Below are 20,706 nucleotides of genomic sequence, written 5' to 3' on the forward strand. Positions count from 1 at the left end.
AAGCCTTAAAATACTTACCAATTAGTCAGGTTTTAATACATTTATCTGACGTAGATACAGTAAATATAACCTGCTTATTAGTCACTAATAGCTTGTGATTAATCCTTCAAGCCTAGAACATCTTGCATATCGTAATAACCCGCATCAGCTTCACTTAACCAAAATGCTGCACGCATTGCCCCTAAAGCAAAGGTCATTCGAGAACTTGCTTTATGAGTTAATTCAATTCGCTCACCAATATCAGCAAAATAAGCCGTATGCTCACCAACAATATCGCCGGCACGCACGGTCGCGAAACCTATCGTGCTTGCATCTCTTTCATCAGAAATGCCTTCTCTGCCATAAACCGCGACTTTATTTAAATCCCGACCTAAGGTATCAGCGATCACTTGCCCCATTTTTACCGCAGTGCCTGAAGGAGCGTCTTTTTTAAATCTATGGTGCGCTTCAAAAATTTCTATATCAGTATAGTCGCCAATCGCTTTTGCGGTGATTTCAAGTAACTTAAATAACAGGTTGACTCCAACACTGGTATTAGGTGCTAAAACTAACGGAATATGCTCTCCAGCAGCTTTAATGGTTTCAACTTGTAAGTCTGAGAAGCCGGTTGTACCGATAACCAAGGCTTTATTATGTTGCTTACACCATTGTATGTGCTCAAGTGTCGCGTCTATAGAAGTGAAGTCAATCAGCACATCAGCTGTTAATAGGGTTTGATAATCTGTGGTGGTTTTTTTATTAATCGCACCGATTCCGGCAATTTCACCTAAATCGAAATTTTCAAAAGATGAACCAACACGAACACTACCACCCACTAGCTCAATAGATTTATGCTCAATTGCCGCTTGTATTAAATTACGGCCCATACGTCCGCTACATCCTAAAATAGCTACTTTTACTTTCATAGCAAAGTCTTCCTACTGTGTAATGTTAATAAGGTGTCTTATCAATAATGTCAAAAGTGTCACTTAAGGTGATTGACTGGCTAAGCTCTTGCGAGACAACATTAAAAATTTGCCATTGCTCATCATTTAACGCGATATGATAAAAAGCTGAAAAATCAGTAAAAACGTCACTTTTGGCGTCTATAAACTGCCAATCAACACAAGCGATTAGCAGATGTTCGCTTAATACGCTAAAACTAGCTTTTAAAGCAATAAAACGCTTTATTTGTGCATGACTGAGCACGGTAAAAATATCTAAAAACGCTTGTTCGAAGCTATTGTTATCAGCCATTAACACGACTTTATCTGGTGTATGCAAAGTACAAGGCAATTGGTAGCAGCTTTGCATATCTAGCATATTTTGTTGATGAAACGCTGTTAAGTAACGTTGAAATAACTGCTCAATGGCTCGCTTATACATGGCTGTAGCACTCAAACTTGTAGATACACATTTACGGTCAATATAAATAACGCTTAATTGCACTCAAATTAAGCTTATAAAAAAGCCCTCAAGTGAGGGCTTTTAAAAATTAAGCTAATTAACTAACGATAGTTAATAACTCAACATCAAATATCAAAGTTGCATACGGAGGAATTGCACCTTGTGAGCCACGCTCACCGTAAGCTAAGTCGTATGGCACATATATACGCCATTTTGAACCTTCAGTCATTAACTGTAATGCTTCAGTCCAACCAGCAATAACACCACCAACTGGGAATTCTGCAGGTTGACCACGGTCAACAGAGCTATCAAAGATATCGCCGTTAACAAATGTTCCGTGGTAATGAACACGAACTGTGCTAGCAGCTGTTGGCTTTTCGCCTTCGCCCGTAGCAATAACTTCGTACTGTAAACCTGATTCAGTCGTTGTAACTTCATCACGTTTAGCATTTTCAGCTAAGAAAGCTTCGCCTTCAGCTGACTTTTCTTTTGCTTGTGCTTGTTCTAGTTCTTGCATCTTTTGAGATACAATACCAAAGGCTTCATTTAAATCTTCATCAGATACTTGGCTAGCAACATTAGCAATAGCATCAGCTAAACCTGCTTGTACCGCTGATACGTCAAAATCTTTAAATGGGTTATTACGAAGTTGATCACCTAATTGACGACCTACACCGTAACTTACGCGTTGTTCGATTGTTTCGATTTTATTTTCAGACATTATTTAATCTTCACATTAATTGATACGATAAAAATTCGCGAGATAATAGCATAAACTAAGCTTCGTCTGTAGTGCTAGTAAAAGGAATTTTGTTATTTATTATAAGTTTTTTATCTTTGTGGATAATTAACACCTTATGACCCGCAATGGCTTTAACCATGTGAGCTTTCAAGTATTTTTTTATAACATTGTGTTAACACCGGAGCCGATAAATTTAAATCTTCTACGATTGCCATTGGGTAAGCAATTAACACGTCAAACTCAGATTCACCGCCAGCTGCTAAATCTCTTTGCATAGAAGTTTCACTATTATCAGCTAAACGTGATAAAAAGCTTAAAGTCTCCTTTATATGCTTGTCGCCAAGTTGCACTCCTACCTTGCGGCCAATATCAGCATACTCATTAACAATGCGCTCAAGTAAAAAGGCGACATGACTTTGTGAACGAATTTCGCCTAAATTAAGCTTTCTAGACGCCGCCAAAGCTCCCCAGGCTGCAACTAATATAAACTTACGCCATAGTGCGAGTGTTATATCGCTAGTTACCCCGACACTAATACCTGCGAGTTTCAACCGCTTAGCAATCGCACTAAGTTGTTCTGTCTCAACTACTTTAGCATTTTGCTCGGCAAAGCACCCTAAAGTGATATGAGGCTTAGCTCCCGTATGGTTAATCACACCATCCGCTGACTTTTCAGCAATTATTTTCGCTAAGCCACCAATGATATTGGCGCTAGCGATGCCTTGTTGTTGCATGACATCGGCAGCATTTACCCCATTCAAGAGCGGAATTACCCGAGTTTTCGCTGAAATAAGTGGTTTAATTTGCCCAAGCGCAGCACTCAACTGATACGACTTTACACAAATAAAAATCACATCGGCAGGTGTTGTAAGGCTATCACTGGTCAAGCTTAATGCATCAATCACATTGATCTTAGCAAGCTTTACATCGCCTTCGATACTGTTAATCGTTAGGCCGGAAGCTTTCATGCTTTCAAATTGCTGACCACGTGCGACAAAGGTAACATTTTCACCGTGTTGTGCTAAACGACCACCGAAGTAACCTCCGACAGCGCCACAACCAAGGATAACAAAATGCATAACACTTCCTTTAAATACATAAATTTTGCTCAGTTTATCATGTAAAAACCTTCAAGGTCAGGCGCTTAAAATAAAAATCTGTCGCCTAAATATCATCAGTTAACATCGTTTATTCATAAGCGCTTGGTGTTAATGCATTTCAAATAAGCAATTTACATTGCAATAACAGCCACCAAGAGTGAATTAAGCTATTGAATTATTATACTAAAATATTTTAACGTTCAAATTGTAGCTATTTTAATGACAAACTGGTTGACGACAAAAACCCTTTCGTGGGATTATGCTCACGCATCGAGCTAATGCTCAGGCGATTGTTTTTTCCATTAACGATAAAAATAAAAGCTGATTCATTACGCGCTAAAGTGCAAATAAATATATTGATGACAATAAAACTGTTAAGACAATAAACGGTTAATTTTCAATATTAATATTTTAAATACATTTATCAAACAACAGTCTATTCAACGTTGCTGATAACGAGGAAAGCAAAAAGTGGCTAATATTCATAGAGATAACTCATTTAATGATATAAATGAGGAACAAATGCCCGTTGCAAAGAATAAATTGCATGGTTGGAAACACTTTGCAGGCTTATATGCTGGGGAGCATGTAGCGGCAACTGAATTTGTTATTGGCGCAACGTTCGTCGCATTAGGTGCTGCGACTATTGATATATTACTCGGCTTATTAATTGGTAATTTATTAGCCATGTGCTCATGGTGGTTATTAACAGCGCCAATCGCAGTTGAAACACGTTTAAGCTTATATAATTACCTCAATAAAATTGCTGGTAATTCAATGACCAAGCTCTATAACTGGGCAAATGTGGTGATTTTTTCGGTGATCTCTGCTGCGATGATCACCGTGTCATCTACTGCCGTTAGATTCTTGTTTGATATTCCAGCTCAACTTAATTGGTATCCTAATAGCTTTTGGTTTGTTGCTATCGTACTCGCTGTCGGCTCTATTGTTGTCGTGGTCGCTATGTATGGTTTTGCCACCGTCGCTGATTTTTCTAAAATATGTGCCCCTTGGCTATTTGTTATCTTTATTTCCGGTTCTTTTGCTTTGTTTCCGGCTTTATCAAACCATGTTTTAGGAACAACAACACTGACCGGCTGGGGCGATTTTATGACCATAGGTGACAGTTCCATTTGGACAGGATTTACCGGTGATGGTGAAGAAGGCATTGGCCTACTTGAAGTCATAGGCTTTGCATGGGCTGCTAACTCAATCACCCACTTTGGTTTAATTGATATGGCAATTTTTCGCTTTGCTAAACGAAAAAGCTACGGTTTATTATCGGGTGTTGGTATGTTTTTTGGTCATTACCTTGCTTGGATTTCAGCGGGTATTATGGGCGCAGGTGCTGCGGTATTACTTAAAACCACCATTACCTCATTAGATCCTGGTGATGTTGCTTACCACGCGTTGGGCTTAACTGGCTTTGTTATCATTATTATCGCTGGCTGGACCACCGCTAACGCCAACCTTTATCGTGCAGGCTTAGCTGCTCAGTCTATTTTTGTTAATCATTCTCGTGAAAAAACCACTGCGGTTGTTGGTGTCGTCACCGTGATCATTGCTTGTTTCCCTTTTGTTTTTTCTCAAATGCTACCGTTACTGACTTACGCCGGCTTATTAGTTGTACCTGTTGGCGGCATTGTATTTGCTGAGCATGTGTTATTTCCAAAAATTGGCTTAACCCGCTATTGGGCTAAATATCAAAACATTGCTCGCAGTATTCCAGCCATTGCAACTTGGGCACTTGCCTTAGTGTTTGGCTTTGGTTTAAACGCGCTAGATGTTATGTCCTTTTACTACCTGTTTATCCCAACGTGGATATTTAGCATTGTCACTTATACTGTATTAGCGAAAAAGTATGGCGCCGATAAAGATTACAGCGAAGAAGCTGCTGCTGAAGCACTGGAGCAACAAAACATTGTTACTTATCAAGCTGAGCAAGCACGAAACGATAAAGCTTTTGTTGTTGATACCAGTTTATTAAGCAAAGTATTAAATGCCGTATCCGTTATTTCATTATTAATCATTACCGTATTCGCATGTCAGGTGATGTTTTTCAGTGAAACCATGGCCATTTATGAGGCCAATAAAGCGCAATTTGAACTTTACTGTTTCATCTTTACCATCATGTATTTTGCCAGTGCTTATATCGTATTAAAACGTCATAAAGTGCTTAATAATTAGTGATTGTATCGTTAACTAACACTTAATTACGAAGCATAACGTTAGCTGACAATAAGACAAAAAAGCAATAATCCCTTATAGCTAAATACTAAGTAAGCTTTAGCTATAAGGCAGAAAACAACCATTAATAGGGTAAGCAGTAGTAGCACTACCCTGATTAATTTTTAGGTTCAATTTTATTGAGCAAGGTAAAAACATGACTGATACGACAAAAAATAAAACACTAAGCCAAACCCTGTGCAAAGGCAATTTAGCTAAATTACCTACATCTGTTGATATACCAACGTATGATCGCAGCCACCTCAAAGCGGGCATCGTTCATATTGGTGTTGGCGGTTTTCATCGTGCCCATCAAGCGGTATATATCAATGAATTATTGAAAACACCGGGCGCTGAGCAATGGGGCATTTGTGGTATTGGTTTATTAGAAAATAACCGCGGCTTGCGTGATATCTTGGTAAAGCAGGATTACTTATATTCGTTAGTGGTACGCCACCCTAATGGCAAAATTGACAATAAAATCATCGGTTCAATGATAGATTTTATTTTCGCTCCCGATAGTAAACAAGCCGTTATTGACAAATTAGCCCATAGCGACACTAAAATTGTTTCATTAACCATTACTGAAGGTGGTTACAACATACACCCAACCACTGGCGAGCTTGACTTAAACAACGCAAGCATTGCCCACGACATTGCCAATCCTGACGATCCAACAACAGCATTTGGTTATATTGTTGCCGCCTTGAAAATACGAAAAAATAACGGCATGCCGGCTTTTACCGTGCAATCTTGTGACAACATTCAGCACAATGGCGCCGTAACACGCAAAATGCTGTTAAGCTTTACTCAACAACAAAATCCCGCAGATGCCGAGCTAAGCCAGTGGATTGCCCAGCAGGTACAATTTCCTAATGCTATGGTCGATCGCATTACACCCGTAACAACAAAAGCCGATATTGATTACGTAGCACAAACCTTTGGTTTACTTGATGAATGGCCAATTACTTGTGAGTCGTTTTCACAATGGGTGATTGAAGATAACTTTAGTGACGGCCGCCCGCAATGGGATAAAGTCGGCGCGCAATTTGTTAGCGATGTCACGCCATTTGAGAAAATGAAAATTCGTTTATTAAATGCCGGCCACTCAGTGTTAGGTTTACTAGGCTCGATTCATGGTTACGCGACTATAGATGAAACCGTATCCGATAAAGATTTTGCCGATTACCTACGTGCTTTTATGGATTTAGAAGTAACCCCGCTCTTAGATGAATTAGACGGTATCGATTTAGCACAATATAAAGACACCTTAATTGAGCGTTTCTCAAACCCTAATATCAAAGATAATTTGGCGCGTATTTGCTCAGAAAGCTCAGCCAAACTGCCTAAATTTTTAATCGCTACTATCACAGAAAATTTAATAGCAAAACGTGATTGTTCATTAGCCGCTTTAGTCATTGCCACTTGGTGTTTATATAGTGATAAGCAAGTTAACCAATCTCAGCAAACCTTAGATATTCAAGATGCCATGCGAGATGAGCTAAGCAAATATGCTAAAAAAACGCCAACAGATAAATTCGCCTTCTTAAAACTAGATAGTTTGTTCGGCGATTTAATCTTACAACAGGCATTCACTGAACATTATGGTAACGCCATTAACGCGCTGTATTCACCAAGTTGCTATATTAAAGACATTATGAAAAGCACGCTTGAGAAAAAGCATAAAAAAGCCAGTGCGGAGACAAAATAATGAACAGTTTATTCATTAATCATAAGGCGCCAAGTGAAATATCTATCAGCTGTTTTGGTGAAGTATTATGGGACTGCTTTGCAAGCGATAAACGTTTAGGTGGAGCGCCGCTTAATGTCTGCTTGCGTTTAAACTCACTGGGCATTAATGCCCAAATGTTAAGTGCCGTTGGCAATGATACCTTAGGCAACGAGCTGTTAGATATTATTAAAGCACGAGATATGAACACTGATTTTATTGCGATTAATAGCGATAAAAAAACCAGTACCGTAGAAGTAACAATAGATGATAACGGCTCCGCATCTTATGAAATTGTTGCCGATACCGCTTGGGATAACATCGCTTTAACCCCTGCCCTTATTGAGCAAGTAAAGTCATCAGACATTTTTGTTTTTGGTAGTTTAGTGGCCCGCAGCCCAGTGTCATTAAATACCCTAAAGCAGCTAATTGATATGGCACAATTCAAGGTTTTTGATGTTAACTTACGTAAACCTCATTACCAGCTTGCAACCTTAATACAATTTATGGAAGTTGCTGACTTTATTAAATTAAACGATGATGAATTATACGAAATAGCACATGCGATGGGCTCTAAATTTAACTCCCTAGAGCAAAACATTGAATTTATTGCTGAAAAAACTAATAGCCCTTATATCTGTGTAACGAAAGGCTCACATGGCGCTTTACTGAAAATTAATGATAAAAATTATTATAATTCGGGTTTTTTGATCAATGTCGTTGATACCGTAGGGGCAGGAGACGCTTTCTTAGGTTCGTTAATTTACCAGTTATGTAATACAACTAACGCGCAATATGCGGTTAACTTTGCCTGTGCGGTCGGTGCTATGGTCGCGAGCAATCATGGTGCGACTCCGCAATTGTCACTTGCTGATATTGAGCAGTTTATTAATCCGGTGTAATTACTGGCTTTATTTTACTGCACTTAATTTGATTTTCAGCGCGCTACCTTAGCTATCTTGGTATCATCATTTTAGCTGTAACATATTGATAATTTGCTCTAATGTTAAAAGGAATAAAAATGCCTCAAACCACAACGTTTTCCATACCTGAGACAATTGAATTAGTAATTTTTGATTGTGACGGTGTATTAGTCGACAGCGAAATGTTAAGTCAACGTGTATTACTTAGTATGCTCAAAGATTTAGGTGTTGTGGTATCAAAGCAATATTTTCTGACTAACTTTTTAGGTTTCAATTTTGAGCATGTTACCGCTAAAGTGTTCGCTGACTTTTCAGTAACGTTAACTGAAGCGTTCCGCGACAATTATCGCGCAGCGTTAATTTCCGTATTTGCGAAAGAACTGCAAAAAACTGATGGCCTAAACGCCATATTGGCTGATCTTAAAGTAAAAAGTTGCGTTGCTACGAGCGGTAGCCCTGAAAAAGTAAAAAATTCACTGCACTATACCCAGCTTGAAAGTTACTTTGCTGGCCATGTTTTTACCTCTTCTGAAGTAACAAATGGCAAACCCTCCCCTGATTTATTCCTACATGCGGCAAAAAAAATGGCGGTCGCGCCTGAGCACTGCTTGGTAATCGAAGATTCTAACGCAGGCGTCAGCGCAGCACTCGCAGCAAATATGCATGTTATTCGCTATGCTGGCGCTAGTCATCTGAAAAGTAGCAATAACTCTACTCAAGCGCTAGCAGATGTTAGTACAATAACGCATTGGAACCAGTTATTTAAGCAAATACCATCACTGAGTTCATCAGCTAAAATCGAGGGGTAAACTGTGTTAAAACGCTCTAATTCAGACATAAGAAAGTTAGACGATGCCGCCAAAGCGGGTTGGTTATATTATGTTGCCGGTTATACTCAAGAAGAAATAGCCAAAAAACTCAATGTATCACGACAGTCAGCTCAGCGTATGGTTGCATTGTCGGTCAGTGAGGGCTTAATCAAAGTCAGGCTCGAACACCCCATCGCTAAATGTATGGATTTACAAGTAAAGCTCAAGGAAAGCTTCGGTTTACGATCTTGCATCGTGGTACCGAGTGCTGATGGCGAACCATCGTCGACTTTAGGGCTTGCGCAAGCGGGCGCAAAAGAAATAGAACTACATTTAAAATCTCCACAACCTAAGGTTATAGCGTTAGGTACAGGTCGAGTGCTGCGCGCTTGCGTTGAAGAGCTGACTTTATTGAACTGTGAACATCATCAAATTGTTGCATTGCTGGGTAATATGGCATCAGATGGCTCTGCATCATCATACGATGTTGTGATGAGAATGGCAGAGCATATTAATGCTAAGCATTATCCTATGCCACTTCCTGTACTGCCGAGCAGTAAAGAAGAAAAAGAACAGTTACACGCCCAACATTATATCGCTAATAATTTAAAATTAGCCGCGCAAGCCGATGTTACTTTTGTCGGTGTCGGTAATTTAGCGGTCAATTCGCCGTTACATATTGATGGTTTTGTTACCCCTAAAGAGCTAGAAGAGCTGCAAACTAAAGGCGCAGTCGGTGAAATAATCAGTTGGGTTTTAGATGTTAACGGTAATTTAATTGATTGTGCGGTCAATGAGCGTGTTGCCAGTACACCACTGAAAGTAAACCCTGAAAAAGCGGTTTATGCCATCGCTGCTGGTGAAGAAAAAGTACTCGCAATTCTAGGTGCCCTTCGCTCTAAACTAATCAATGGCTTAATAACCAATGAATATACTGCTGAGCGTTTACTCGAACAATTAAAGTAATTGAGCCGATGCATTTAACGCTTATATACCCAAGCCACTTGAAAGTGCAGTTTCAGAGTGGTTTGGGTATAACTTTAAAAGTCATTCATAACCGTAAGCGAAATGACAGCGTTTATGGCTTAGTTAGTCAATACATTTACAGAAAACAAAATATTATAAAGGCTTATTAAACATGTTAACGAATTCTCTGGCATGGCAAAATTTACAAATTCACTATTTAGACAGCAAAACAATACACTTGAAATCTTTATTTCGCATAGATGCTACACGATTCGATAAATATACTATCACTGCTTTGGGGTTAACCTTAGATTACTCAAAAAATCATATCGTGGCAGAAACTAAAAACTTGCTGGTTGATTTAGCAAAGCAATGTGGTGTTAGTGAAAAAATAGAACAAATGTTTTCTGGTGCGCCAATCAACACCACAGAAAACCGTCCAGTATTGCACACTGCCCTGCGCAACTTTTCTGATCAACCGGTATATGTTGATGGCAAAAACATTATGCCCTTGGTGAAATCGACTTTAGAAAAAATAAAAAACTTTGTTAACGATGTTTCATCAGGCGTGACAAAAGGCTATAGCGGTAAAGCCTTTACTGATATTGTTGCTATTGGTATTGGTGGCTCGTTTTTAGGGCCTAAAATTATGTCTGAAGCTTTAAAACCCTATCGTCAAAAACATTTGAATGTACATTACGTTGCCAATGTCGATGGTTGTCATATTCATGATGTGTTGTCGACTTTAGACCCTGAAACTACATTGGTGATCACCTCATCTAAAACCTTAACCACGCAAGAGACGCTGCGAAATACTGAATCAGCAAAAGAATGGTTTTTAAAACAAGCAAACGTTGCAGACATTCAACATAACTTTGCTTGTGTTTCGAGTAATATCGACGCCGCAAAAAGTTTTGGTATCAATGAAAAAAATATATTTCCAATGTGGGATTGGGTTGGCGGACGCTACTCTATTTGGTCAGCTATTGGCTTACCCCTTGCTATTGGTATCGGTTTTGACAACTACCTAGAGTTTCTAACGGGTGCTTTTGAGATGGATGAACATTTCAGAAAAACACCTTTTGAGAAAAATATGCCAGTGATCATGGCATTGTTAGGTATTTGGTATCGCAACTTTCATGGCGCACAGTCACAAGTACTATTACCTTATTATCATTATTTACGCGGTTTACCGGCTTACATTCAGCAACTAGATATGGAAAGTAATGGTAAGTCGGTTAATTTAGAAAACAAAGAAACCAACTACGATACGGGCCCTATTATTTGGGGCAGTGAAGGCACAAATGGTCAACATTCGTTTCATCAATTAATCCATCAAAGTAAAACCCCTATTCCGGTGGACTTTATTTTGCCGCTTAATCCACATAGTGATATTTGTGATCATCACGATATGTTAATTGCCAACTGTTTAGGACAAAGCCAAGCGTTAATGGAAGGACAAACACAAGAGCAAGTTATCGCAGCAATGACAAAAGCAAAATGTAGCACTGATGAAATCAGTTATTTGTCATCTCATAAAGTCATGAAAGGTAATAAACCAAGTAACACACTATTAATGCCAAAATTAACACCAAAAGCTTTAGGCAGCTTAATTGCGTTGTACGAACATAAAGTCTTCGTTCAGGGCGTTATTTGGCAAATTAACTCTTTCGATCAATGGGGTGTTGAACTAGGTAAAGCGCTAGGTAATGATATTTTCAGCAAACTTGCCAATACCGATATACCCCTTGATATGGATGGTTCAACGAAAGGCTTGATCAATATTTGCCGACAAAGACGCAGTATCTCTGAGTTTAACTAACCCCTTGATTAAGTAGCGTTAAAAGTAGTGTAATAACACTGGAAAGTAGCCATCGGCAATGCTTGATGGCGACAATTAATGACTATACAATTTGTGGTTAAAATGAATACTTAAGCTGATAGCTCAGCTAACCACAGTCGTTAAATGTTAATCGCTGAGGCTTACAAGACAGTTTGCGAGGAAAAGTTCGTTCATATTGCCACTTTTCCCCTTTTTCTTCATTTCACATTATTTTTCTGCGTTTAATATTTGCTCAAAGTTTAACTTTGTTAGTCGCGTTAACGTCTTTACCACATAGAACATGATGGCAATTAACATCAACATTGACGGTATCGCAATAACCGGATAACTTAACATCGTCATTTCACCCAGTTGCTCATTAAACTCGGCAGTTCCAGCGGGGCTAACCACAATCCATTTAGCGAGAAGATAATTCATTGTTGCTGAAAAAACAAAGGTGATGGCTAACAGATGATTGGCTCGTTGAATTTTGGCTTTAAACTCTTCTGTTTTACCGTTATCTGCCAATGTTTGATAAATAAGGTCTAAATTAAACAGCATCGGATTTAACAACATTTTGGCAATTAATGGTTTACCCCAAAAGCCAGAAACTAACACGACTAACCCTATTGCTGATGGTATCGCCGCTTCTTTAATAGCTAGCCATTGAACATCGAGCTCAAACAAGCCAATACCGCCGGTTAGCAAAGTACTTAAAAAACCCAGTAACGAGATAAAGTTCATCGATTTGTTTTTTATAAAGTCATATAAGCCATAACCTAGAGGAAAGAGTAACGCTAAAACTAGCGCGTACATCGAGCCTAAATAGTCATCTCCCGATAGCTTCATTAAGATGATCGACGGAATAGCAATATTATAAATAATTTCTAGTAAGGTATTATTAGCAGGTTTAGTTTGTGTTTTAGTCGACATTATTTTTTCATTTTATGGAGAGCTGATCATTGTCAGTCTATTTAGATCTGCGTTGATTTTATAGAATATTAAATAGAATGTCATATATAAACCCTGAAATGATGCGAGCGAGTGCTGATATTCAATAAAACCTGAAAATACTGTCACGATAAACAGCGATGTCGACAATAAAGGCTACAATTACCCAGTAAAAAATGCAGTAAACGCAGAAATGAACGAAACAAGAATAAACGAACTTCTAGACGTCTAGATTGACATGAAGTATTAAATCCCTATAATACAATTCTTCATAGACATTCCATAGAAATTAGTTATTGTTTACACAGTATAATAATTATAAAAGACCCCATACATGACCACTAATATTTCTGAAAAGCCTGCGACAACATCAAGTAATATAAGCCCCCCTGCCCACAGTTTGAAAAGCTTACTGCCATTCGGTGTTTTTCTCGGCTTATTTCTTGGTACGGGTATTGTACTAACGTTGCAAGGCGTTGATTTTGCGTTTTATCAATTACCGGCAAGTATTGCCATTATTCCAGCCATACTCTTGGCGGTTTATATGGGGCGAGATAGCGTTAATGAAAAAATCAGCCAGTTTATCCAAGGCGCAGGTCACCAAAATATTATCACCATGTGTATTATTTACCTGTTAGCTGGCGCTTTTGCTACCGTTGCCAAAGCCACGGGTAGTGTTGATGCGAGTGTGCAACTTGGCTTATCAATCTTTCCTGATTACCTATTATTACCAGGACTTTTTTTAGTAGCCGCATTTCTTGCTACCGCAATGGGAACCTCAATGGGTACCATTGCTGCCATAGCACCTATAGCTTTAGGTTTTATTGAGTCAGCCGATGTTGATGCCAGCTTAATTGCCGGTTGTATTATTTCAGGGGCCATTTTTGGCGATAATTTATCAATAATTTCAGATACCACCATAGCGTCAACCCGTAGTCAGGGCGCACATATGAAAGATAAGTTTCGAGTAAATTTCAAGTTTGCCGTACCAGCAGCTCTCATTTGCTTAGCGATTCTCGCCGCCAATGGTGTAACGATTGACCATCAAGTTAGCCAAGAACTCGATGTTATTGGTTTTTTACCTTACATCGTTATTTTAGCGTTAGCACTTTCAGGGGTGAACGTTTTCTTAGTATTGCTGATCGGCATAGTATTAGCCGCAGCAATCGGCATGGTAAATAATGGATATCAACTCGCCAGTTGGGTCAACGATATCAATAAAGGCTTTGCTAGCATGCAAGATATCTTTATTTTATCTTTATTTATTGGCGGCTTAAGTGAATTAATTAAACGCCAAGGCGGGCTAAGTGCACTCACAAACAGTATTGAGCGTTTGACCCGTAAAATCAGTCCTAATAATCAAAAACGTGCCGCTGGCATTGGCATTGGCGCACTAGCCTTTTGTTGTAATTTTTTTACTGCAAATAATACCGTCTCTATTATTGTCACCGGTGAAACCGCGAAAGACTTAGCGCAAGATGGTCAGCTTAGCCCTGCCCATTCAGCAAGTTTGCTAGATATTTTTGCCTGTATAAACCAAGGCTTATTACCATATGGCGCACAAGCGTTATTGCTTGGCGCTACCTTAAAAATATCGCCGATTGAGGTTGTAGCAAATGCCTATTACCCGATGATTTTATTTGTTGTTGCTAGCTTTGCTTTTTGGCGTATCACCAAGAAGTAGCATGATATTTTCAAACTAAAAACGGCGAATTAATTCGCCGCTTTGTTCCAAGTTACCTAGCTAGATATTCCAGTTAACTATTGATAACGCAAAGCGTTAATTGGCTTATTGCGAGCAGCGACAGTACTCCACGCTATTATCAATGATATGACAACAAAAAAAACATTAACAACAGTATGTTAGCAAAGGTAAAACGGTAAAGTCATCACCGCAACAGCACCTTGTTTGTCTGTTCTGTTAGCTAAAGATAATTCGCCTTTGTGATTGGTTATTATTTGCCTGCTTAAGGCTAAACCAATACCTGAGCCTTTAGCTTTAGTGGTGTAAAACGGTACAAATAAGTTTGCCGAGTTAGCAATACCACATCCTTGATCTAGTACTTTAATGACCACCTTCTGGCTGGTTTTAAACATTTGTACTTCAATGTTTCTAGTTGAGTGTTGCTCTAAATCTTTATTTGAATGTTGTGCTTCATGGGCATTTTTAATCAGATTCAATAGTACTTGTTCAAGCTGAGCTTTATCGGCATTAATAAATAAAGCTTCGGAAAAACTCATCGTGACATGTTGCACTAAACTGGCAATCCCCTGCAACAACTCGGCTAAATCAAAGCGCTGATAATTAGGTAGCGGTAGTTTGGCTAAATCTGAATAACTATCAATGAACTGTAATAAGTTATTGCTGCGACTATCTATAATTTTAATCGCTTGTTGGCACTGCTGAGAAGTTAAATCAGGCATTTCAAGTAAGTTTTGGCTTAACGCTGAAATCGGCGTTAAAGAGTTTCGTACTTCATGGTTGAGAATTCGGATAATATTTTGCCAAGCTTGTTGCTCATTCTTTTGCAGCTCTTGGGTAATGTTATTCAACATCAAAAGATGATAATTATGGTTATTTTCTTTGAATTCGCTTTGCCTTATTTGCCATGTTGTTGTCATATTAAATGGATTATCTTCAGATAAATGCCATAAACCATTTCGTATCTCTAAACCTAGGCTTTTAGCTGATCTTTGTTTAAGTGTTTGCCACGGCACAGAAAACAAGATGCTAACCGCTGGGTTAGCATGTTTAAGCTGAGCTTTTTGATCTAAGATCAGCACTGGAGAGTCTAATTGTTCAATGAGGCCATACAATAAAAACATCTGTTGATCGTAACGGCTTTTGTTAATTTGCAAGCTTTGACTGAGCGAGGATAACTCATCAAAAAGTGACGCGACAATACCTTGGGTAAAAGGTGACTTAGCTCTGAGCGTATAATCTTCCATTTTCAGTGCTTCAGTTAAGCTGGCTAAACTATAATAAGGCGCTAGTACTAACCTATAAAGTGCAACGAGCAAGCAGGTGTATAGGACGATAAGCAACAATATTGATGTTGACCAACTTAGCCAATCGAAGTCGAAGGCAACGCCTGTTGTGATCAAAAGCCCTATTGGCGGCAGCAAAATGGCAACAAGTAACCAAGTAAATCGGCGCTCTAAACTATAACTTTGGATTAATTTGATATTTTTCTAACCTTCTATAAATGGCATTTTTACCTAAGCCCAATAACGCTCCTGCTTCAATGACGCGTCCGCCAGACTTTTGTAAGGCCTGTATAATTAACTGCTCTTCCGCCTCATCAACTGTCATAAATGGTATTTCACCACTTGCTTGTATCGCCGGCTGAACATTTAGCCCGCTCACTTGTATTTCAGCTGAATCATTTAATAATACTGCACGTTCAATGACATGACTAAGTTCTCGAATATTCCCTGGCCAATCATATTGATATAAAGCTTTCTTTGCTTGCTCTGATAAATACAGCCCACTTTTATGGTACTTGTGACTTTTTTCCACAAGAAAATGCTCAGCTAAAGGCAATATATCGTCTTTTCGTTTTCGTAACGGCGGAATATCGAGCACAATAGTATTAATGCGATAATATAAATCTTGACGGAACTCGCCGTTAGCAATTGCTTGCTGAAAATCGGTATTACTGGCAGCAATTAACCTAACGTCTGCTTGTTGTGTTTTACTTGAGCCTACCGCTTCAAATTCGCCAGATTCAAGCACTCGTAATAACTTAGGCTGTAAACTCATCGGGATTGTGCCTATTTCATCGAGAAATAAACTACCCGATTGCGCAGCCTCAAAACGCCCCATACGATCATTTTTTGCGTCAGTAAATGCTCCTTTGGTATGGCCAAACAGTTCACTTTCAAACAAAGTTTCAGGAATAGCCCCCATATTTACCGTAACGTAACTCTCTTGATTACGTTGAGATTTTTGGTGAATGTAACTCGCAAGCAAGCTTTTTCCGGTGCCATTTTCTCCGGTAATTAAAATCGCCGTGTCTGTTACCGCTAACTTTTGGGCTTGTGCAAGCAAAAGTTGCATAGCCGAAGATTCACCTAACATAATAACTTCGTTGGTTGAACGTTGTGCTTTTAGGCGTTTGTTTTCTAATTGCACTGAGTCTAATTGAAACTGTTGTTCAATTAGGCGAATTAAGCGCTGATTTTTCCACGGTTTTTCAATGAAGTCTTTCGCGCCAAGCTTAATAGCCTCAACGGCTATCTCAACAGTAGACCAAGCTGTCATGACAATAACGGGGAAGTGATGATTTTTTTCTTTTAAGCTCTTCAGCATATCCATGCCTTCCTGACCAGACGTGGTATCGTACTGAAAATTCATATCAAGCAACATTAAATCAACTTGATGCTCGACTATTTTATCTAATGCTTGTTGTGGTGAGTCTGCTTCAATGACAGTAAAGCCATAATTTTCGAGAATAAACCTAGCAGAGAGCCTTAAGTCACTTTGGTCATCAACAACCATGATTGTTTTTTTCATTTTGCCTTCTTTCTAATAATTTTTATTGTTTTTTATAAACACTGAAATTTGTGACTTTGAATAATCCATTAAAATGAATAGCCCATTAAAATCAATAAAACGCAGTAGCGATATAGCTACTATGCGTTTTTTTTCATCTATTTAACCTGAACTCTGGATAACGAGTGCTTGATATTCAAGTGAATCAAAAGCTTAGGTGGCAAAGTAAATGCTATAGCAAGTTGAACATCACTAATAGACGTCACTAATAGGCAGCATCAATGCTTCATTTTAAGCCACTCCCAAGGCAAAACACTTATCAATAGAGAGCTATTTATCGACGTTTTAACGCAGATAATGGGTTAAAACGGAGGGTTGAGCAAGTGCTGCTTATCCAGAATTCAGGTTATTTAATATTTATTCATTTCTCAATGCTTGTATCGGATCTGTGGCAATAATCTTTCTAGCCGGAAAGTAACAAGCGGCTAACGCGATGGTAATTAACACCAATATACAGCCAGAGGTCAGTAACCAGTCAATAGATAACCATTGATTAATATGCTGTTGCGCCCAGCCATAAAGCACAGCGGCTAATAATAAACTTAAAACAAAGCCCAAGATAATAGGCGTAAATGACTCTTTAATAAAATCAGTCAATATGTGCCGACTTTTTGCGCCCAATGCCATACGAATACCTAGTTCATAACGTCGCATTTGACTGTTGTAACTGATCACGCCATAAATGCCAACTGCCGCCAATAATAAGGCGAAAATAGCGAGCGTCATGCTTAACCATAAAGTTAATTTTTTATGATAAACCAAATCACTATAAATGTCAGAAACCGAGGTAAAGCGCCAGACCTTTAAATCAGCAAATTTTTCATCAATTAGATTAAGTAAGGTCATTTTCTCCAGCACTTTGCCTGCTTGCATTCTGATAATGAAATTTGTTTTAGATGCAGAAAAGCCAAAATACATCATCGAACCTTGAACTTTCTGATGTGTGAATGGATTATAAACATCTTCAACAACACCAACCACCTTGAAAGCTGAGCCACCACCGGAATATATCACGGTCCCCACAATATCTTTATCGCCAGCTATTTTCTTCGCTGCAGCCTGACTTAAAATAACAGGGTCTTCATCATTTCTAACTTCTTGGGCGGTAAAGCCTCGACCGGATAGAAGTTTTAGACCAACAGTATCAAAATATTGAGTATCAATAGTGGTAAATGGAAATTGGCCTAAACCATTGCCAGCACCATCTGAAATACTGGTGCTAGAATTTCCTCTACGAATCGGTGGATTAATTGCTCTGGAAACTTGTTTTACCCCCTCAATTTTTTGTAACTCACTCATCAGATCTCTTGATAGCTGCATTCGGTCAGCTTGCTCTGGATATGCGTCGCCGATATCTAACCTCACGCTATATAGGCCTTTATCTTCAAAGCCCAACGGCTGACTTAATACACTTAAGACATTATTCATAATAAGGGAGGTTACTATTAACAACAAAGTCGCTAAACAAATTTGACTCGTCACCAATAAATTACGCACTTTAGCGTTAACCTGAGCCCCCGTGCCCTTACCACTAGATTGTAGTTGTGAAATTAGCTGTTTGTAATTGATCAGTTTTAGCGTAATGGTGGCAAATATAAGTGATAAAACTATGGTTAGGAGACCAGCAAAAACAACCGCGGCCCAATCTAAAGAAAGCTCTGAAAGCCTAGGCAAAACACTGCCCGCTGTGTTGCGTAATAATTTGATACTCCAACCCGCAATGACTAAACCAATAATCATAGATGCGCTGCACAGTAAGAAACTTTCTAACCAAATACTAAAAAACAAATGTTTCAGTTTTGCGCCTAAAGTAGCTTGAATAACCAAGGCGCGTTGTCTTTGCGCCGCTCTGGAAAAAAATAAATTAACAATATTTGCACAAGCAATAAGTAATAACACGCCTGCGCCTAATAACACCAATAAACCTATGTACTTGTTATCACCTATAATAGCGACTTGTAAGTTTTGAAAATTTGCTACCAAGGCTTGATGTTTATCTTTACCTATACGGCCATTTTGCTGGAACATAGGATCAATTAACTGATTAAACTCTTCACTCGCCTGCGCCTGTGATGAATTTGGCAATAATTTTCCAATGGCTCCGGTACTTGTATAAGCATTATTCCAACTATCCTCTTCCTGAGCATGGAAGTCCCATGGTAACCAGACTTGGCTTTGTTCTTCATCATTAAATAAATTAGGTTCAATAAAACTTTTTGAGATCACCCCGACAATTCGAAATTGTTTATTTCCCAGGGTCATGCTTTGACCCAAAATATTACTATCGCTAGCAAAACGTTGCCTCCACAACTGTTCGCTGATCATTGCCGAGGGATTATAGCTATCTACTTGCTCTTGTTGGTTAAATGCTCTGCCCATTAATATCGGTGTCGCTAATATGTCAAGATACTCAGGACTAATATAACTGATTTCTGTCAGTGGCTTTTCAACATGGCTAGCTAACACACTACGGTTACGATAAACCAACGCCATTGACGTTAAGCTCTTTTGCTTTTGATACATTAATTTTTGTGCGACAAAAAATTGCGAGTTTTTATAAACGCGATCTCCCTGCTGTATCTCTTGTTTCATTAAAATCAGGCGTTCAGCGTCAGGGTAAGGTAATGCCTTAAAAATTAATAAATGATTGAGACTAAATGCAGCCAACAATACGCCTAAAGTTAACGCCAACGTAAATACAGTGGTTACCACAAAACCAGGGACTCGCGACAAACTGATGGCGGTTGCTTTAACTTCATTGAGTAAGGTGCTCATACCGCCTCCTGTAACGTACTGTCACTTAAAGTAATGTCATCTAAAATAACACCATCTAATAAATTCAGTTTTATGCTCGCGTGATTGGCATACCTTGGGTCATGAGTAACCATACAAATGGTCGTGCCTTCTTTATTGAGGTTGTCTAATAAAGCCATCACTAAATCACCATTTTTAGAATCCAAGTTGCCGGTAGGTTCATCGACTAATAATATACTTGGTTTGCCCACTAGCGCTCGAGCAATGGCAATACGTTGCTGCTGACCACCAGAAAGTTGATTGGGCTTATGCGAACACCTGTGCTGCATTTCCACTTTTTCTAAACTTTCCATCACCTGTTTATTCACTTCTTTGGCTGACAATCTTGGCTCTCGATACTTTAACGGCAAGGCAACATTGTCATAAACACTAATTTCATCAATTAAGTTGAAAGCCTGAAAAATAAAACCGATATGTAAGTTTCTAATTTCAGCTCTATCATCAGCGGTTAAATTAGCCACTTGCTGATCTTTAATCAGGTAACTGCCCGTTGTTGGCGTGTCTAGTAGACCTAAAATAGACAATAGTGTTGACTTTCCACAACCCGACGGCCCAGAAATAGAGACATAATCACCTTCATAAATAGCCATATTAATGTCTCGAAGTGCATGAGTTTCCATATCTATTTTTGAATAAACCTTACTGATATTTTTTAATTCGATAAGAGCTTGCTTGTTCATAAT

At 38.8% G+C, this 20,706-nt stretch carries 16 protein-coding genes; 7 read left to right on the forward strand and 9 right to left on the reverse strand.

Annotated features, from left to right (window positions below; all coding sequences use genetic code 11):
- Positions 1-98: 98 nt before the first annotated feature.
- The 4 genes from dapB to B0169_RS06375 form a co-directional block, all read right to left on the reverse strand.
- Positions 99-905 carry a 4-hydroxy-tetrahydrodipicolinate reductase gene (gene dapB, locus B0169_RS06360; protein WP_077285124.1) on the reverse strand — a complete coding sequence of 269 codons (807 nt, stop codon included), beginning with the start codon at positions 903-905 and terminating at the stop codon, positions 99-101.
- Between the two features lie 25 nt (positions 906-930).
- Positions 931-1,428 (reverse strand): hypothetical protein, encoded by a 498-nt coding sequence (locus tag B0169_RS06365; RefSeq protein ID WP_077285125.1) that lies wholly within the window; start codon positions 1,426-1,428, stop codon positions 931-933.
- Positions 1,429-1,483: 55 nt separating this feature from the next.
- The gene (locus B0169_RS06370; RefSeq protein ID WP_077285126.1) at positions 1,484-2,107 is read right to left on the reverse strand and encodes an FKBP-type peptidyl-prolyl cis-trans isomerase; all 624 of its coding nucleotides are present in this window, start codon (positions 2,105-2,107) and stop codon (positions 1,484-1,486) included.
- A 152-nt stretch (positions 2,108-2,259) separates the two neighbouring features.
- On the reverse strand, positions 2,260-3,207 hold the full coding sequence (locus B0169_RS06375; protein WP_077285127.1) for a ketopantoate reductase family protein: 948 nt from the start codon (positions 3,205-3,207) through the stop codon (positions 2,260-2,262).
- 543 nt (positions 3,208-3,750) lie between these two features.
- On the opposite strand from B0169_RS06375, the gene B0169_RS06380 reads away from it, so the two are divergent.
- The 6 genes from B0169_RS06380 (at position 3,751) to pgi (ending at position 11,703) form a co-directional block, all read left to right on the forward strand.
- Positions 3,751-5,415 (forward strand): purine-cytosine permease family protein, encoded by a 1,665-nt coding sequence (locus tag B0169_RS06380; protein WP_077285248.1) that lies wholly within the window; start codon positions 3,751-3,753, stop codon positions 5,413-5,415.
- A 196-nt stretch (positions 5,416-5,611) separates the two neighbouring features.
- Complete coding sequence (locus B0169_RS06385; RefSeq protein ID WP_077285128.1) at positions 5,612-7,165, forward strand: mannitol dehydrogenase family protein; 1,554 nt, start codon at positions 5,612-5,614, stop codon at positions 7,163-7,165.
- Positions 7,165-8,085: a carbohydrate kinase family protein gene (locus B0169_RS06390; protein ID WP_077285129.1), complete on the forward strand. Its 921-nt coding sequence runs from the start codon at positions 7,165-7,167 to the stop codon at positions 8,083-8,085. Before B0169_RS06385 ends, B0169_RS06390 begins: the two co-directional genes overlap by 1 nt.
- A 119-nt stretch (positions 8,086-8,204) precedes the next feature.
- On the forward strand, positions 8,205-8,915 hold the full coding sequence (locus B0169_RS06395) for an HAD family hydrolase (protein ID WP_077285130.1): 711 nt from the start codon (positions 8,205-8,207) through the stop codon (positions 8,913-8,915).
- Positions 8,916-8,918: 3 nt separating this feature from the next.
- On the forward strand, positions 8,919-9,881 hold the full coding sequence (locus B0169_RS06400) for a sugar-binding transcriptional regulator (RefSeq protein WP_077285131.1): 963 nt from the start codon (positions 8,919-8,921) through the stop codon (positions 9,879-9,881).
- A gap of 172 nt (positions 9,882-10,053) precedes the next feature.
- Entirely contained in the window at positions 10,054-11,703 is a 1,650-nt protein-coding gene (gene pgi / locus B0169_RS06405; RefSeq protein ID WP_077285132.1) for a glucose-6-phosphate isomerase, read from the forward strand.
- A 228-nt stretch (positions 11,704-11,931) separates the two neighbouring features.
- Here pgi and B0169_RS06410 read toward each other — a convergent pair whose 3' ends face one another.
- A complete protein-coding gene (locus B0169_RS06410; RefSeq protein WP_077285133.1) occupies positions 11,932-12,636 on the reverse strand; it encodes a VC0807 family protein in 705 nt (234 codons plus the stop codon).
- 352 nt (positions 12,637-12,988) lie between these two features.
- Between B0169_RS06410 and B0169_RS06415 the strand changes: the two genes are divergently transcribed.
- The gene (locus B0169_RS06415; protein ID WP_077285134.1) at positions 12,989-14,338 is read left to right on the forward strand and encodes a Na+/H+ antiporter NhaC family protein; all 1,350 of its coding nucleotides are present in this window, start codon (positions 12,989-12,991) and stop codon (positions 14,336-14,338) included.
- Positions 14,339-14,517: 179 nt separating this feature from the next.
- On the opposite strand, the gene B0169_RS06420 is transcribed toward B0169_RS06415, so the two are convergent.
- The 4 genes from B0169_RS06420 to B0169_RS06435 all read right to left on the reverse strand — a co-directional run bounded on the left by B0169_RS06420 (position 14,518) and on the right by B0169_RS06435 (position 20,703).
- Positions 14,518-15,603, reverse strand: coding sequence for a sensor histidine kinase (locus tag B0169_RS06420; protein ID WP_077285135.1), 1,086 nt, complete (start codon positions 15,601-15,603; stop codon positions 14,518-14,520).
- Positions 15,604-15,817: 214 nt separating this feature from the next.
- Positions 15,818-17,170: a sigma-54-dependent transcriptional regulator gene (locus tag B0169_RS06425; protein ID WP_077285136.1), complete on the reverse strand. Its 1,353-nt coding sequence runs from the start codon at positions 17,168-17,170 to the stop codon at positions 15,818-15,820.
- A gap of 396 nt (positions 17,171-17,566) precedes the next feature.
- Entirely contained in the window at positions 17,567-19,984 is a 2,418-nt protein-coding gene (locus B0169_RS06430; RefSeq protein WP_077285137.1) for an ABC transporter permease, read from the reverse strand.
- Positions 19,981-20,703 (reverse strand): ABC transporter ATP-binding protein, encoded by a 723-nt coding sequence (locus B0169_RS06435; RefSeq protein ID WP_077285138.1) that lies wholly within the window; start codon positions 20,701-20,703, stop codon positions 19,981-19,983. Before B0169_RS06435 ends, B0169_RS06430 begins: the two co-directional genes overlap by 4 nt.
- Positions 20,704-20,706: the final 3 nt, after the last annotated feature.

The sequence above is a fragment of the Cognaticolwellia aestuarii genome (assembly GCF_002000025.1).
In the GTDB taxonomy this organism is placed as follows: Bacteria; Pseudomonadota; Gammaproteobacteria; order Enterobacterales; family Alteromonadaceae; genus Cognaticolwellia; species Cognaticolwellia aestuarii.

Bases quoted from the DNA above. Each gene is read 5' to 3' on its own strand.
- dapB (WP_077285124.1), bottom strand. From the start codon at position 905: ATGAAAGTAAAAGTAGCTATTTTAGGATGTAGCGGACGTATGGGCCGT.
- B0169_RS06370 (WP_077285126.1), bottom strand. From the start codon at position 2,107: ATGTCTGAAAATAAAATCGAAACAATCGAACAACGCGTAAGTTACGGT.
- B0169_RS06375 (WP_077285127.1), bottom strand. From the start codon at position 3,207: ATGCATTTTGTTATCCTTGGTTGTGGCGCTGTCGGAGGTTACTTCGGT.
- B0169_RS06380 (WP_077285248.1), top strand. From the start codon at position 3,751: ATGCCCGTTGCAAAGAATAAATTGCATGGTTGGAAACACTTTGCAGGC.
- B0169_RS06385 (WP_077285128.1), top strand. From the start codon at position 5,612: ATGACTGATACGACAAAAAATAAAACACTAAGCCAAACCCTGTGCAAA.
- B0169_RS06390 (WP_077285129.1), top strand. From the start codon at position 7,165: ATGAACAGTTTATTCATTAATCATAAGGCGCCAAGTGAAATATCTATC.
- B0169_RS06395 (WP_077285130.1), top strand. From the start codon at position 8,205: ATGCCTCAAACCACAACGTTTTCCATACCTGAGACAATTGAATTAGTA.
- pgi (WP_077285132.1), top strand. From the start codon at position 10,054: ATGTTAACGAATTCTCTGGCATGGCAAAATTTACAAATTCACTATTTA.
- B0169_RS06410 (WP_077285133.1), bottom strand. From the start codon at position 12,636: ATGTCGACTAAAACACAAACTAAACCTGCTAATAATACCTTACTAGAA.
- B0169_RS06415 (WP_077285134.1), top strand. From the start codon at position 12,989: ATGACCACTAATATTTCTGAAAAGCCTGCGACAACATCAAGTAATATA.
- B0169_RS06420 (WP_077285135.1), bottom strand. From the start codon at position 15,603: ATGGAAGATTATACGCTCAGAGCTAAGTCACCTTTTACCCAAGGTATT.
- B0169_RS06425 (WP_077285136.1), bottom strand. From the start codon at position 17,170: ATGAAAAAAACAATCATGGTTGTTGATGACCAAAGTGACTTAAGGCTC.
- B0169_RS06430 (WP_077285137.1), bottom strand. From the start codon at position 19,984: ATGAGCACCTTACTCAATGAAGTTAAAGCAACCGCCATCAGTTTGTCG.
- B0169_RS06435 (WP_077285138.1), bottom strand. From the start codon at position 20,703: ATGAACAAGCAAGCTCTTATCGAATTAAAAAATATCAGTAAGGTTTAT.